The 12,294-nt window shown below is 62.0% G+C and carries 15 protein-coding genes and 2 tRNA genes; 11 read left to right on the forward strand and 6 right to left on the reverse strand.

Going from position 1 to position 12,294, the window contains the following annotated elements:
- Window positions 1-128 precede the first annotated feature (128 nt).
- The 5 genes from AC097R_RS11220 (at window position 129) to AC097R_RS11240 (ending at window position 3,052) form a co-directional block, all read left to right on the forward strand.
- Window positions 129-401, forward strand: coding sequence for an HU family DNA-binding protein (locus AC097R_RS11220; protein WP_066709320.1), 273 nt, complete (start codon window positions 129-131; stop codon window positions 399-401).
- 16 nt (window positions 402-417) lie between these two features.
- Window positions 418-493: transfer RNA gene (locus tag AC097R_RS11225), tRNA-Val, on the forward strand.
- A 64-nt stretch (window positions 494-557) separates the two neighbouring features.
- On the forward strand, window positions 558-2,486 hold the full coding sequence (locus AC097R_RS11230) for a SurA N-terminal domain-containing protein (protein ID WP_479598198.1): 1,929 nt from the start codon (window positions 558-560) through the stop codon (window positions 2,484-2,486).
- 34 nt (window positions 2,487-2,520) lie between these two features.
- A tRNA-His gene (locus AC097R_RS11235) sits at window positions 2,521-2,596 on the forward strand.
- 207 nt (window positions 2,597-2,803) lie between these two features.
- Window positions 2,804-3,052, forward strand: a complete 249-nt coding sequence (locus AC097R_RS11240; RefSeq protein ID WP_479598199.1) for a hypothetical protein — start codon at window positions 2,804-2,806, stop codon at window positions 3,050-3,052.
- A 20-nt stretch (window positions 3,053-3,072) separates the two neighbouring features.
- Here the strand turns inward: AC097R_RS11240 and AC097R_RS11245 are convergent, their stop codons facing one another.
- Complete coding sequence (locus AC097R_RS11245; RefSeq protein WP_479598200.1) at window positions 3,073-4,047, reverse strand: NADPH:quinone oxidoreductase family protein; 975 nt, start codon at window positions 4,045-4,047, stop codon at window positions 3,073-3,075.
- A gap of 114 nt (window positions 4,048-4,161) precedes the next feature.
- On the opposite strand from AC097R_RS11245, the gene surE reads away from it, so the two are divergent.
- From surE to rlmD, 5 genes are read left to right on the forward strand one after another with little or no spacing between them, the layout of a single operon-like run.
- A complete protein-coding gene (surE, locus tag AC097R_RS11250) occupies window positions 4,162-4,935 on the forward strand; it encodes a 5'/3'-nucleotidase SurE (RefSeq protein ID WP_479598201.1) in 774 nt (257 codons plus the stop codon).
- Window positions 4,932-5,792: a protein-L-isoaspartate(D-aspartate) O-methyltransferase gene (locus tag AC097R_RS11255; RefSeq protein ID WP_479598202.1), complete on the forward strand. Its 861-nt coding sequence runs from the start codon at window positions 4,932-4,934 to the stop codon at window positions 5,790-5,792. Before surE ends, AC097R_RS11255 begins: the two co-directional genes overlap by 4 nt.
- A gap of 14 nt (window positions 5,793-5,806) precedes the next feature.
- Complete coding sequence (locus tag AC097R_RS11260) at window positions 5,807-6,712, forward strand: peptidoglycan DD-metalloendopeptidase family protein (RefSeq protein ID WP_479598203.1); 906 nt, start codon at window positions 5,807-5,809, stop codon at window positions 6,710-6,712.
- 10 nt (window positions 6,713-6,722) lie between these two features.
- Window positions 6,723-7,748: a sigma-70 family RNA polymerase sigma factor gene (locus AC097R_RS11265; RefSeq protein ID WP_479598204.1), complete on the forward strand. Its 1,026-nt coding sequence runs from the start codon at window positions 6,723-6,725 to the stop codon at window positions 7,746-7,748.
- 48 nt (window positions 7,749-7,796) lie between these two features.
- Window positions 7,797-9,308, forward strand: coding sequence for a 23S rRNA (uracil(1939)-C(5))-methyltransferase RlmD (rlmD, locus tag AC097R_RS11270; protein ID WP_479598205.1), 1,512 nt, complete (start codon window positions 7,797-7,799; stop codon window positions 9,306-9,308).
- 5 nt (window positions 9,309-9,313) lie between these two features.
- Here rlmD and AC097R_RS11275 read toward each other — a convergent pair whose 3' ends face one another.
- Both AC097R_RS11275 and AC097R_RS11280 read right to left on the reverse strand, forming a co-directional pair.
- Window positions 9,314-9,715 carry a hypothetical protein gene (locus AC097R_RS11275; RefSeq protein WP_479598206.1) on the reverse strand — a complete coding sequence of 134 codons (402 nt, stop codon included), beginning with the start codon at window positions 9,713-9,715 and terminating at the stop codon, window positions 9,314-9,316.
- A gap of 131 nt (window positions 9,716-9,846) precedes the next feature.
- The gene (locus tag AC097R_RS11280; RefSeq protein WP_479598207.1) at window positions 9,847-10,542 is read right to left on the reverse strand and encodes a Bax inhibitor-1 family protein; all 696 of its coding nucleotides are present in this window, start codon (window positions 10,540-10,542) and stop codon (window positions 9,847-9,849) included.
- A gap of 185 nt (window positions 10,543-10,727) precedes the next feature.
- Here AC097R_RS11280 and AC097R_RS11285 point away from each other — a divergent pair, with 185 nt between their 5' ends.
- The gene (locus AC097R_RS11285; protein ID WP_477887493.1) at window positions 10,728-11,135 is read left to right on the forward strand and encodes a GlcG/HbpS family heme-binding protein; all 408 of its coding nucleotides are present in this window, start codon (window positions 10,728-10,730) and stop codon (window positions 11,133-11,135) included.
- Window positions 11,136-11,203: 68 nt separating this feature from the next.
- Here AC097R_RS11285 and hemP read toward each other — a convergent pair whose 3' ends face one another.
- From hemP to AC097R_RS11300, 3 genes are read right to left on the reverse strand one after another with little or no spacing between them, the layout of a single operon-like run.
- Window positions 11,204-11,395 carry a hemin uptake protein HemP gene (gene hemP, locus AC097R_RS11290; protein ID WP_479598208.1) on the reverse strand — a complete coding sequence of 64 codons (192 nt, stop codon included), beginning with the start codon at window positions 11,393-11,395 and terminating at the stop codon, window positions 11,204-11,206.
- Window positions 11,388-11,858: a hypothetical protein gene (locus tag AC097R_RS11295; RefSeq protein WP_479598209.1), complete on the reverse strand. Its 471-nt coding sequence runs from the start codon at window positions 11,856-11,858 to the stop codon at window positions 11,388-11,390. The genes hemP and AC097R_RS11295 overlap by 8 nt, the downstream gene beginning before the upstream one ends.
- Window positions 11,859-11,870: 12 nt before the next feature.
- A complete protein-coding gene (locus AC097R_RS11300) occupies window positions 11,871-12,293 on the reverse strand; it encodes an ExbD/TolR family protein (RefSeq protein WP_479598210.1) in 423 nt (140 codons plus the stop codon).
- Between the last annotated feature and the right edge of the window lies 1 nt (window position 12,294).

The following is a 12,294-nucleotide window of genomic DNA, read 5'->3' on the forward strand; positions in this document are numbered from 1 at the left end:
CCACTGCTACCGCTGAAAGCTGTTTTGTTTTTGGGTCGTGTTTCATCACATGCCACCACCAAGGCAATCCGGTACAACAAAATTTTGAAGAGACAATCGATTAACTCGCTTCCGTACAAGGGGTCTTTGTGAATAAAACTGAACTGATTGAGCACATTGCAAAACATGCCGATATTTCCAAGGCCGCTGCTACGCGCGCTCTGGAGTCGACCATTGGTGCAGTGAAAACCACCTTGAAAAAAGGCGGCACTGTTTCCCTGGTAGGTTTCGGTACTTTTGCAGTGGGCAAACGTGCTGCTCGCACGGGTCGCAATCCACGTACCGGCGCTGCGATTAAAATCAAGGCTGCCAAAGTTCCAAAGTTCCGTCCAGGCAAAGCATTGAAAGATGCCCTGAACTAAAATTAGGTCTACGTTTGGGTGATTAGCTCAGTTGGTAGAGCGTCTGCCTTACACGCAGAATGTCGGCGGTTCGAGCCCGTCATCACCCACCACCACACCCAGCAAAGGCGAACACAATTGTTCGCCTTTTTTGTTGTATTCATGGAGAGTTAGCGCATGTTCGATTTTGTCCGCAAGTACACCAAGGTGATTGCCATACCTTTGTTCTTGCTCATCATCCTGGCGTTTGTCATGGTGGGTGTGGATGGTTACAAGGGCATGAGCCGGGGTGCCACCGTAGCCACCATTGGCAGTGCCAAGGTGACCCAGGAGGAGTGGGACTACGCCCACAAGAATGAAGTCGATCGCCTGCGTGCCTCGGTGCCGAATGTGGATCCCAAACTGCTGGACTCTCCGCAGGCCCGCTACGCCACGCTGGAGCGCCTGGTGCGCGAGCGCGTAATGGCCGCTGCCGTGAAAGATGCGCACTTCACCACCTCGGATGCGCGCCTGGCCCGTGAGCTCCAGCAGAACCCCACGATTGCCGGTCTGCGCAAGCCGGATGGCACCATGGACATTGAACGCTACCGCCAGCTGGCCGCCAGCCAGGGCATGACGCCCGAGGGCCTGGAGGCCCGTGTGCGCAGTGACCTGACCCTCATGCAGGTCGAGTCCGGTATCTCGTCCACCGCGTTCTCCGCCAACGCCGTGGCCGACTTGGCGCTCAATGCCTTCTTTGAGCGCCGTGAAGTGCAGATCGCCCGCTTTGCCCCCGCTGACTTTGCCAGCAAGGTCAATCCGTCAGATGCAGATATCGAGGTGTTCTACCAGGCCAATGCGCCGTTGTTCCAGTCCACCGAATCCGCCAACATCGAATACGTGGTGCTGGACGTAGATGCCATCAAGAAGACGGTGACGGTGAACGAGGCAGACCTCAAGTCTTACTACGAACAGAATGCTGGTCGCCTGAGCAGCAAGGAAGAGCGTCGTGCCAGCCACATCCTGATCAACGCGCCCAAGACCATGCCTGAGGCCGAACGCCAAAAGGCCAAGGAAAAGGCCCAGGCATTGCTGGAGCAGGCGCGCAAGGCGCCCACCACCTTTGCTGACCTGGCCAAGAAGAACTCGCAGGATGTGGGCTCGGCCCCTCGCGGTGGCGATCTGGACTTCTTTGCCCGTGGTGCGATGGTCAAACCGTTTGAAGAAGCCGTGTTCGCCATGAAGAAGGGTGACATCAGCGATCTGGTGGAGTCCGACTTTGGTTTTCACATCATCAAACTTACCGATGTGAAAGCGCCCAAGCAACCCAGCTTTGAGGAGCTGCGCGCGGGACTTGAGAGCGAACTGCGCGTGCAACAAGCCCAGCGCAAATTTGCCGAAGTGGCCGAGTCGTTTACCAACGGTGTGTACGAGCAGTCGGACAGCCTGAAGCCCATCGCCGAACGCTTGAAGCTGGAAGTCAAGACCGCTGCCAATGTGCAACGCACTCCCGCCAAGGGCGCCACTGGCGTACTGGCCAACCCCAAGCTGTTGGCTGCCGTCTTTAGCCCCGATTCGGTGGAGAAGAAGCGCAACACCGAAGCCATTGAAACCGGCTCCAGCCAGCTGACTGCCGCCCGTGTGGTGAGCTACAGCCCCGCACGCACCTTGCCTCTGGCCGAGGTGCGCGCCCAGGTGCGCGAGCGTCTGGTGGCGAGCCGTTCGCAAGAACTGGCAAAGAAAGAAGGCGCCGACAAGTTGGCTGCCTGGCAAGCCACGCCGGCCAGCGCCAGCTTCCCCGCGGCGGTGACTGTGTCGCGCGAGCCTGGCCAGCCGGTGCAAGGCACTTTGCTCGACGCCGCGCTGCGTGCTGACCCTGCCAAGCTGCCTGCGCTGGTGGGTGTGGACCTGGGTGCCCAGGGCTATGCGGTGGTCAAGGTCAATAAGGTGCTGCCGCGCAACCCGGTGAACGATGCCGTGGCCAAGCAAGAGCGCAACCAATATGCCCAGTGGATGGCCAATGCCGAGAGCCAGGCGTACTACCAGACCCTGAAAGACCGTTTCAAGGTGCAAATCAAGGTGCCGACGCCGGCACGGATGGGATCTGCACCGGTGGTTGCGGAATAAGCCCTTTTTATCGGGTTATAATCATGCGCTTACGGTGGCTGTAGCTCAGTTGGTAGAGTCCAGGATTGTGATTCCTGTTGTCGTGGGTTCGAGCCCCATCAGCCACCCCAAAATATGAAAAACCCTGCATTCGCAAGAATGCAGGGTTTTTTTCTGCGCGCTTGCAGGGCTGTAAACAGGGTTTATGGCCCGAAATTCGAGGTATTTGCCGGGTTGATGGAACTTTGGCACTGGCCTAAAGTTCCTATGCTGAACCTGGGCTGGTAGCGTGCATCCGCGCACCCGTCTGAAACAGGTCGTTGGACGGAGCAATAAAAATGGTTGAAGACAGCGTCTATTTCAAGACGATTGATGCGGCCTTTCCGAACATCGGGAAGAAGATCAAGCTGTTCTGGGGACACCCGGAGTTTGTGGCGCTGATGCACGAGTTGCAGCACGACACCAGTGAGCGGCCGCGCGCCGGGTTTCCCGCAGACGTGTTGATGGCTATTCATGAACTGTCGAATGACCACGACGCGATTTACCCGCAGCTGGCACGCAAAGACGCCAATCTCTGGAATCTTTGACGCGCTGTGATGTGCGTGGCCTAGTTCACCATCACCAGTTTGCCCATCACGCCGCGTGAGCCCATGTGGGCGTAGGCGGCCTTGAGTTCGGCCATGGGCATGGTGCGGTCAATCACCGGTTTGATCTTGCCCTGGCCATACCACTGGGCCAGTTCGCCCATCATGGCCGCGTTGGCCTTGGGTTCCTTCTTCGCAAAGTCGCCCCAGAACACACCGACAATGCTGGCGCCCTTGAGCAGCGCCAGGTTGAAGGGCAGCGCGGGAATGGGACCGGACGCAAAGCCCACCACCAAGTAGCGGCCTCGCCAAGCAATGGAGCGGAAGGCTGGCTCGGCAAAGTCGCCACCCACGGGGTCGTAAATCACATCCGGGCCTTTGCCGTCGGTCAGCGCCTTCAGTGCTTCACGCAAGTTCTCGGTGCTGTAGTTGATCGTGGCATCTGCGCCAATCGATTTGCAGAGATCACATTTTTCTTGCGTAGAAGCGGCCGCAATCACGCGTGCGCCCATGGCCTTGGCGATCTGGATGGCCGAGGTGCCCACGCCGCCTGCAGCGCCCAACACCAGCACCGTTTCGCCCGCCTTGAGTTGTGCACGGTCCACCAGCGCGTGGTAGGAGGTGGCGTAGATCATGATGAAAGCCGCAGCATCCACCATAGGAAAACCGGGGGGCAGTGGCATGCACAGCGCGGCGGGTGCAATGGTGTGCGTGCCAAAGCCGCCAGTGCCGCTGAGGCAGGCCACCGGTTGCCCAACCTTCAGGTGCGTCACACCTTCGCCCACGGCCTCCACAATGCCGGCGTATTCCGAGCCCGGCACAAAGGGCAGGGCGGGTTTCATCTGGTATTTGTTTTGCACGATGAGGATGTCGGGAAAATTCAGACTGGCGGCCTTGATCTCCAGCAGCACCTCACCGGCTTTGGGCTGTGGCATGGGCAGCTCTTTCCAGGTCAGGGCGTCAATGCCGGTGGGGGTTTCACAAAGCCAGGCGTGCATGGGGGTGTCTCCAAAAAAGTTGGCAAATGATAGGCCCCACCCCCTGGGGAAAATGTCTCTCGGGCGACCTGCGCACCACCCCCACCCTACAATGGCCGCACACTCCCTTTGAATATGAAAATCCTGATTTCCAACGACGACGGCTACCAGGCCCCCGGTATCGTGGCGCTGTATGAGGCGCTCAAAGACATTGCCGAGGTCGAGGTGATTGCCCCCGAGCAAAACAACAGCGCCAAATCGAACGCACTGACCCTGCATTCGCCGCTGTATGTGCACCGCGCGGCCAATGGTTTTCGCTATGTGAACGGCACCCCGGCGGATTGCGTGCACATTGCACTCAGTGGCTTGCTGGATTACCGGCCCGATCTGGTGGTGTCCGGCATCAACAACGGCGCCAACATGGGTGATGACACGATTTACTCTGGCACCGTAGGCGCGGCCATGGAGGGTTTTTTGTTTGGCATCCCGGCTATTGCGTTTTCGCAGGTGGAGAAGGACTGGGTGGAGCTGGCTTCTGCCGCGCAAAAGGCACGCGAACTGGTGCTTTCCATGCAACAGCAGCAGCTGATCACCCCCACGCCCTGGCTGCTGAACGTGAATATTCCCAACCTGCCCTTTGACCAGATTGGCAGTGCGAAGCTGTGCCGCCTTGGCAAGCGCCATGCCGCCGAAAAAGTGATCCAGCAGCAAAGCCCGCGTGGCGAAACCATGTACTGGATTGGCGCGGCCGGCCCGGTGAAGGACGATGCTGAGGGCACCGACTTCCACGCCACGGCGCAGGGCCATGTGGCCATCACGCCGCTGAAGGTGGACCTGACCGACCACGACAACCTCGGCTACTGGGCGCAGACCGCGTCCCGGCTGGCGGCTCCACCTGTGGCGGTATGAAGCAACGCCCCTCGTTCCCCGCCCGGCTGGACGCCACGCTGGCGAAGACACGGCCCAACCCGCATGGGGCGGTGGCCACCGGCGCGACGCCTGTGGCCAAGCCGGTTCTGAATACGGTGTCTGCCTCCATGCCTGCCAAAGCCGCGGTGGCACCTGTGGCGCGTGCCAAACCCAGTCCGGCGCCGCAGGCGCCCCAAGGCCACGGCATGGATTCGCAGGCCGTGCGCCAGCGCATGGTGCAAAAGCTGGCTGGCCAGGGCGTGACCGACCGCCTGGTGCTGGGTGCCATGGGGGCGATAGAGCGCCACCGCTTTGTAGACAGCGCGCTGGTGAACCAGGCCTACGAAGACACCAGCCTGCCGATTGGGCTGGGGCAAACGATTTCCAAACCCGGTGTTGTGTCGCGCATGATCGAGCTGCTGCGCAACGGCGCCACGGGCCGATTGGGCCGGGTGCTGGAGATTGGCACGGGCTGCGGCTACCAGGCCGCCGTGCTGAGCCTGGTGGCGGACGAGGTGTACAGCATCGAGCGCTTGCGCGGCCTGCACGAGAAGGCACGCGAGAACCTGCGCCACCTGCGCCTGGCCAATGCGCATTTGCTGTTTGGCGATGGCATGGCGGGCTATGCCAAGGGCGCGCCCTATGCGGCCATCATTGCCGCCGCGGGCGGTGAAGCGGTGCCCCAAGCCTGGGTGGACCAATTGGCCGTGGGCGGGCGCCTGGTGGCGCCAGTGGTAACGTCAGGACCTGGCGGCGGCGGGCAGGCGTTGTTGGTGCTGGACAAGACCCCGCAGGGGGTGCGCCAAACCCTGTTGGAGGCGGTGCATTTTGTCCCTCTAAAATCAGGCGTTGCCTAAAGGGAATTCAAATTATGTTCGGTATGCGTCAATGGGGTGGATCTGCGGTGGGTGTGGCTGTGCTGGTGCTGTCTGGCTGCGGCTCTACGCCCATGAACCACGCCCCTGTGGAAGACCGTAATACCGCGGGTAGCAAGCCTGGGGTGGTGATGGATGCGCGCACCGCGGCGGTCAAGCAGCCCCCGGGCTTTGAGAATGCAGGCAAGGCCGGCTACTACACCATCAAGCCCGGCGACACGCTGATCCGCATCGCGCTGGAAACGGGCCAAAGCCACAAGGATATTGCGCGTTGGAACGCGCTGGACAACCCCAACAAGATTGAAGTGGGCCAGGTGATCCGCGTGGTGGCGCCTGTGGCAGGCGAGACTCCGGTGGCGACTGCCAAACCCGTGGCGGCCCCGGTGGCCACCACCACAGCCCTGCCGGCGGCCTCGGCACCGGCTGCTGCACCTGCCGCGGCTTCTTCCTCGGCCACGCCTGCGCCCGCAGCTTCTGCCGCCGCGGCAACCAAGCCGGTGGCGCCGGCTCCCGCCCCCGCTTCGGGTGGTGATGATGAAGTGGCCTGGATCTGGCCTGGCAGCGGTACCGTGCTTGCCGGCTTTGACGAAGTGAAGAACAAGGGCTTGGACATCGGTGGCAATGCGGGCGACCCCGTATTGGCCGCGGGCGAGGGCAAGGTGGTGTATGCCGGTGCCGGCCTGCGCGGCTATGGCAATCTGATCATCCTCAAGCACAACAACACCTACCTCACGGCTTATGCCCACAACCAGACGCTCTTGGTCAAGGAAGACCAGACCGTGAAGAAGGGCCAGAAGATCGCCGAGATGGGCAACAGCGACGCCGACCGTGTGAAGCTGCATTTTGAGGTGCGCCGGCAAGGCAAGCCGGTGGATCCGGCCAAGTACTTGCCCGCCAGATAGCAGGCCTGCCATGAAAAAGCCCCCCAGCGCACACCCATTCGACCCCACGGTCGACCAGCGTAGCGCGGGGCTGGGTTTAGAGCCAAATATGGCGATGGCCCCCATGGACGCTGCGCCTGCAGCTCCTGAAATCATAGCGGCCACAGAGCTGGAGCGCCTGGCCCGCGAGGTGCAACCCGGCGACGAGTCGGCCGATGCGCTCGCCATCTACCTGCGTGGCGTACGTCGCACCACGCTGTTCACCCCCGAAGAAGAGTTTGCTGCCGCCACCCGTGCCCGGGCCGGCGACTTTGCCGCGCGGCAAAGCATGATCGAACACAACCTGCGCCTGGTCGTCAGCATTGCCAAGGGCTACACGGGGCGTGGCGTGCCCATGTCCGATTTGATCGAAGAGGGCAACCTGGGGCTCATGCACGCCATTGACAAGTTCGAGCCTGAACGGGGTTTTCGTTTCTCCACCTACGCCACCTGGTGGATACGCCAGTCGGTAGACCGTGCGCTGATGTACCAGGGCCGTGCCGTGCGCCTGCCGGTGAACGTGGTGCGCGAAGTGCAGCAGGTGCTGCGCGCACGCCGGGCGCTGGAGAATGACGCCGCCCTGGTGGCCAGCCGCCCAGAGGGCATACGCGCGGAAGACATTGCGGCCCTGCTGGGGCGTGAGTCGTCCGACATTGTGGATTTGCTGGCCATGGCCGAGGCACCGCGTTCGCTGGATGCCTCGCTGGACCCCTCGGGCGACGAGCATTCGCTGGGCGACAGCTTGGTGGACGAGTTGGCGCTGGACCCCGAGGACTCGGCCCATGCCCATGAGGTGGACACCCTGCTGGAAAGCTGGATTGCCACGCTCTCGCCGCGCGAGCGCGAGGTGCTGGAGGGTCGCTTTGGCCTGCACGACCGCGAGCCTGAAACGCTGGACGTGATCAGCAGCCGCTTGGGCCTGACGCGCGAACGCGTGCGCCAGGTGCAAAACGAGGCCCTGTTCAAGCTCAAACGCCACCTGGCCCGCCGTGGCATCAAACGCGAATTTTTGATGTAGCCCGTGTGCCGCCGCGGGCCCGATGTGCGTACCTGAGACAATTCAGGCATGAGCGACGTAATTTCCCCAGACACCCTTTCCCCGATCTCCCCTGAAACCTCGACCGAAGCCGCACTGCCCGAAGGCTGGCTGCGCGTCAAATCCCTGGACCTGGAAGCCCAGGGCGTAGCCCACCGGCCCGATGGCAAGGTGGTGTTCATTGATGGCGCACTGCCGTTTGAGGTGGTGAGCGCCCAGATCCACCGCAGCAAGAGCAGCTTTGAGAAGGGCACGCTGACCGAGATCCACCGGGAATCGTCCCAGCGCGTGCGCCCGACTTGCCCGCACTTTGGCCTGCACGAAGGCGCCTGTGGCGGTTGCAAGATGCAGCACCTGCACGAGAGCGCCCAGGTGGCGGTGAAGCAGCGCGTGCTGGAAGACAACCTCTGGCACATCGGCAAGGTCAAGCCCGACAACATCCTGCGCCCCATCGAAGGCCCGGCCTGGGGCTACCGTTACCGCGCCCGCCTGTCGGTGCGCCATGTGCGCAAAAAGGGGCAGGTGCTGATTGGCTTTCATGAGCGCAAGAGCCGCTATGTGGCCGACATGAAGGAATGCCATGTGCTGGCGCCCCATGTGAGCGCCATGCTGGTGCCGCTGCGCCGCCTGATCGAGTCCATGGACGCGGTGGAGACGCTGGCCCAAATCGAACTGGCTATGGGCGATATGGCACCCACAGCGGGCGCCAATGGCGGCGAGGGCGAGGTGATTGCCATGGTGCTGCGCCATCTGGAGCCACTGTCTGACGGCGATTTGAACCGCCTGCGTGCATTTGCGGCGATCAACCCCGGCCTGCAATGGTGGCTGCAGCCCAAGGGGCTGGAGACCGTGCACCGGCTGGACGAACTGCCCGGCCACACCACGGGCCAGCTGGCCTACCAGTTGCCCGACTTTGGCATCACGATGCCGTTTCGCCCCACAGATTTCACCCAGGTGAACCCGCACATCAACCGTGTGCTGGTGTCGCGCGCGCTGGGCCTGCTGGCGGTGCAGAAGACCGAGCGCGTGATCGACTGGTTCTGCGGCCTGGGCAACTTCACGCTGCCGCTGGCCACGCAGGCGCGTGAGGTGCTGGGCGTGGAGGGCGCCGAGGCGCTGGTGGCACGTTCGCGCGAGAACCTGGCGCTCAATGTGGCTGCTGGCTCAGAGCCAAACAACCCTCTAGCCCCCGTAAAACATGCGCTGGCAGCTACCAAATTTGTAGCGCGCAACCTGTTTGAGATGACGCCGGAGTTGCTGATTGGTGATGGCGCAGCCGACAAGTGGCTGGTGGACCCACCCCGCGAAGGCGCGTTCTCCCTGGTGCAGGCGCTGGCCGCGTTGCACCAGCAGCCCGAGCTGCGCAAGGGTTGGACGCCGCCCCAGCGCATCGTCTACGTGAGCTGCAACCCAGCCACGTTGGCGCGCGATGCCAGCGTGCTGGTGACGGAGGCGGGCTACCGCTGTACCAAGGGGGGGGTGGTGAACATGTTCCCCCACACGGCGCACGTGGAGAGCATTGCGGTGTTTGAGCTGGCCTGAGCGGCTTAGTGCGCTGCGGGCTTCTCCGCGGCCTTGTCGGTGACTTTGGCCACTGACTTGGCTTTGGGCTTGGCCTTGCCATCGTCGGCAGGCTTGTCTTCCTTGGGCTCGGTGATCATGGCTTCTTCGGCCCCCACGGGCTTGAGGCCCTTGGGGGCGACGCCCTCGATCTTGTTGTCCCGCATGTACTGGTCCATGTCCTTCCAGCCCGCGAATACGGCGGCCTTGGAGGCTTTTTCGTTCATGGCGTAACAGTCTTCCAGGCTGCGCAGGCCGTGGCGGCAGGCGCCGCCAATGGCCTTGGCATCGGCCTCGCGCTGGGCCACACGCGGGTCGGCCAGCAGGGCTTGCAAATCGCAACCCGACAGGAAGAGGGTCAGGGCCAGAAGAAAGGGGCGTACGGTCATGAAGGCTAGTAGTGGTCTAGGTCTTTTATCGGCAGATTTTGGCGCGTATTGAGGTGAACCGGCCTTGCGCCCAAAGAAAAAGGCCCCGAAGGGCCTTGTCCTATGCGCGCGCGGGGCGCTCAGTTCGGGGCTTAGTCGCGCTCACCACCAAAGATGCCGAGCAGGGCCAACAAGCTCTGGAACACGTTGATGATGTCCAAGTACAGGGCCAGTGTGGCGGTGATGTAGTTGGTCTCGCCACCATCGATGATCTGCTTGATGTCGTACAGCATGTAGACGCTGAAGATGCCGATAGCAGCCATGGACATGGCCATCATGCCGGCAGTGCTGCCCACAAAGATGTTGATCACGCCACCCACCAGCAGCACCAGGGTGCCCACAAACAGCCACTTGCCCAAGCCCGAAATGTCACGTTTGATGACGGTAGCCAAGCTGGCCATGACCAGGAACACACCCGCAGTGCCACCAAACGCGGTGAACACCAGCTGGGCGCCGTTGCTGAAGCCCAGTACGTGGCCAATCAGGCGCGAGAGCATCAGGCCCATGAAGAAGGTGAAGCCCAACAGCACGGGCACGCCTGCTGCGGAGTTTTTGGTCTTCTCGATGGCGTAGATGAAGCCAAACGCGCCGGCCAGAAACACGACCATGCCCAGAATGCCGTTCAGGGACTGGGTGATGCCGGTGGCCACGCCGATCCAGGCGCCCAACACGGTGGGAACCAGGCTCAGGGACAGAAGCCAGTAGGTGTTGCGCAGCACTTTGTTGCGCTGTGCGTTGGATGCACCATAGCCCAAGCTTTGGCCCATGGTGGTTGTGCGATCGGTCATAGTGATCCTCCAGAAAAACTGCAATGTGCAGATGCAGTCATTCTAGGGTTTAACAAGGGCAAGACCGTGAAATTGCCCTGTATTGGCCGGGTTTTATGCAGGGCTGTTATGCGCGGCAGGCGTTTAAAACGCCCCGCGCAAACGGTATGCTCAGGGTTTTCACCCATCTGCAGAGAGTGCACACCATGAAAACCAAGCCTGTTCTGGAATTTGCCGACATCAAAGCCATTGCCGCCGCGGCCGAAGCCGAAGCGCTGAAAAACAACTGGGCCGTGAGCATCGCCATCGTGGACGATGGTGGCCATTTGCTGTCCTACCAGCGCCTGGACGGTGCGGCCCCCATCTCGGCACACATCGCCCCCGCCAAGGCCCGCACGGCCGCGCTGGGCCGCCGCGAGAGCAAGGTCTATGAGGACATGATCAACGGCGGCCGCGTGTCCTTCCTGAGCGCGCCTGACCTGGATGGCATGCTGGAAGGTGGCGTGCCCATCCTGAAAGACGGCCAGTGCCTGGGCGCCGTGGGTGTGAGCGGCGTGAAGTCCAGCGAGGATGCGCAAATTGCCAAGGCTGGCATTGCCGCCATCGGCCTGTAATCCACTTTTGCTACCAAAATCATAGCTGCTGGCGCCCGTTCCACGGGGGCTAGCGGCTATTTTTATGTCTACTTGGTTAGGATGAGCTTGCCCGACTTGGTGCTCTGCAAGCGGTAGCGCTGGCCGTTGTGCTCGATCTCGATGGCCTGGCGTGCACCCAGCAATTCGCTGGACTGCAGCACAGCCTGGCCGGACTGCGCGGCCGTCTGCGGCACAGAGGGCAGCGGGGCGGGGGACGGAGGAATGGCTGCGTCAGGCATAAGAGAAGTTCCTGCGAATCAGCTGCTGCCAGCGCTGCTGCCGGTGCCGGTAAAAAAACCAGGCAAACAGCCAGACGAAGGGCGTGAGCAAACCAGCGCGAATGTCCACCTGGTCGGTGTAGTCACAACCCTTATCCGCCGCCGTGATGAGGATGCGGTGGTCCCAGCGCTGGATCAGCGTGCCAGAACCGTTGTCGCGCAGCTCCACCGAAAACTTGCCCGCGGTGGCCGTGTGGTCCTGGCCCGAGATGCGCACCACCTGGTAGCCCATGGGGACCAACCCCAGCAGGTGCATCGCCACTTTGTACTCGCGCTCTTCCCACTGCGCTGGCAAGGTGGCGGGTTCCACGGGCGTGAAGTGGACCAGCGGCTGGGCGATGTGCATGAGCAGGCGCGTGGTTTTGACTTCGTCAAAGCAACGCTCTGCAGAGCAGGCAAACCGGGTTTTCAGCACGAGCAGCATGGGGGGCGGCCGTCAGTTCTTCGGTTCGGTGATGAAGCCGATCTTGCGCAGGCCGGCCTGCTGTGCCGCGGCCATGGCCTGGGCCACAAACTCGTAGCGCACGGCCTTGTCACCGCGGATGTGCAGCTCGGGCTGAGGGTCCTTGGCGGCCTCGGCCTGCAGCACGGCGGGCAGGGTGTCCACTGCCACGGCGTTCTGGTTCAGGAAGTAGGCGCCTTGGGCATCCACGCTGAGCTGCAGGGTTTCGGGCTTGGTGTTTTGTGGCTGGCTGGTGGCCGTGGGCAATTCCACGTTCACCGCGTGTTTCATCACCGGCACGGTGATGATGAAGATGATCAGCAATACCAGCATCACGTCCACCAGAGGCGTCATGTTGATTTCGTTCATCACCTCGGAATCACCGTCCGAGGTGGCGTCTTGCATTCCGAAGGCCATA

Source organism: Rhodoferax sp. ZS1R25, assembly GCF_056521335.1.

Coding starts and splice junctions, on each gene's coding strand:
- AC097R_RS11230 (WP_479598198.1), top strand. CDS start 558: ATGTTCGATTTTGTCCGCAAGTACACCAAGGTGATTGCCATACCTTTG.
- AC097R_RS11240 (WP_479598199.1), top strand. CDS start 2,804: ATGGTTGAAGACAGCGTCTATTTCAAGACGATTGATGCGGCCTTTCCG.
- AC097R_RS11245 (WP_479598200.1), bottom strand. CDS start 4,047: ATGCACGCCTGGCTTTGTGAAACCCCCACCGGCATTGACGCCCTGACC.
- surE (WP_479598201.1), top strand. CDS start 4,162: ATGAAAATCCTGATTTCCAACGACGACGGCTACCAGGCCCCCGGTATC.
- AC097R_RS11255 (WP_479598202.1), top strand. CDS start 4,932: ATGAAGCAACGCCCCTCGTTCCCCGCCCGGCTGGACGCCACGCTGGCG.
- AC097R_RS11260 (WP_479598203.1), top strand. CDS start 5,807: ATGTTCGGTATGCGTCAATGGGGTGGATCTGCGGTGGGTGTGGCTGTG.
- AC097R_RS11265 (WP_479598204.1), top strand. CDS start 6,723: ATGAAAAAGCCCCCCAGCGCACACCCATTCGACCCCACGGTCGACCAG.
- rlmD (WP_479598205.1), top strand. CDS start 7,797: ATGAGCGACGTAATTTCCCCAGACACCCTTTCCCCGATCTCCCCTGAA.
- AC097R_RS11275 (WP_479598206.1), bottom strand. CDS start 9,715: ATGACCGTACGCCCCTTTCTTCTGGCCCTGACCCTCTTCCTGTCGGGT.
- AC097R_RS11280 (WP_479598207.1), bottom strand. CDS start 10,542: ATGACCGATCGCACAACCACCATGGGCCAAAGCTTGGGCTATGGTGCA.
- AC097R_RS11285 (WP_477887493.1), top strand. CDS start 10,728: ATGAAAACCAAGCCTGTTCTGGAATTTGCCGACATCAAAGCCATTGCC.
- hemP (WP_479598208.1), bottom strand. CDS start 11,395: ATGCCTGACGCAGCCATTCCTCCGTCCCCCGCCCCGCTGCCCTCTGTG.
- AC097R_RS11295 (WP_479598209.1), bottom strand. CDS start 11,858: ATGCTGCTCGTGCTGAAAACCCGGTTTGCCTGCTCTGCAGAGCGTTGC.
- AC097R_RS11300 (WP_479598210.1), bottom strand. CDS start 12,293: ATGGCCTTCGGAATGCAAGACGCCACCTCGGACGGTGATTCCGAGGTG.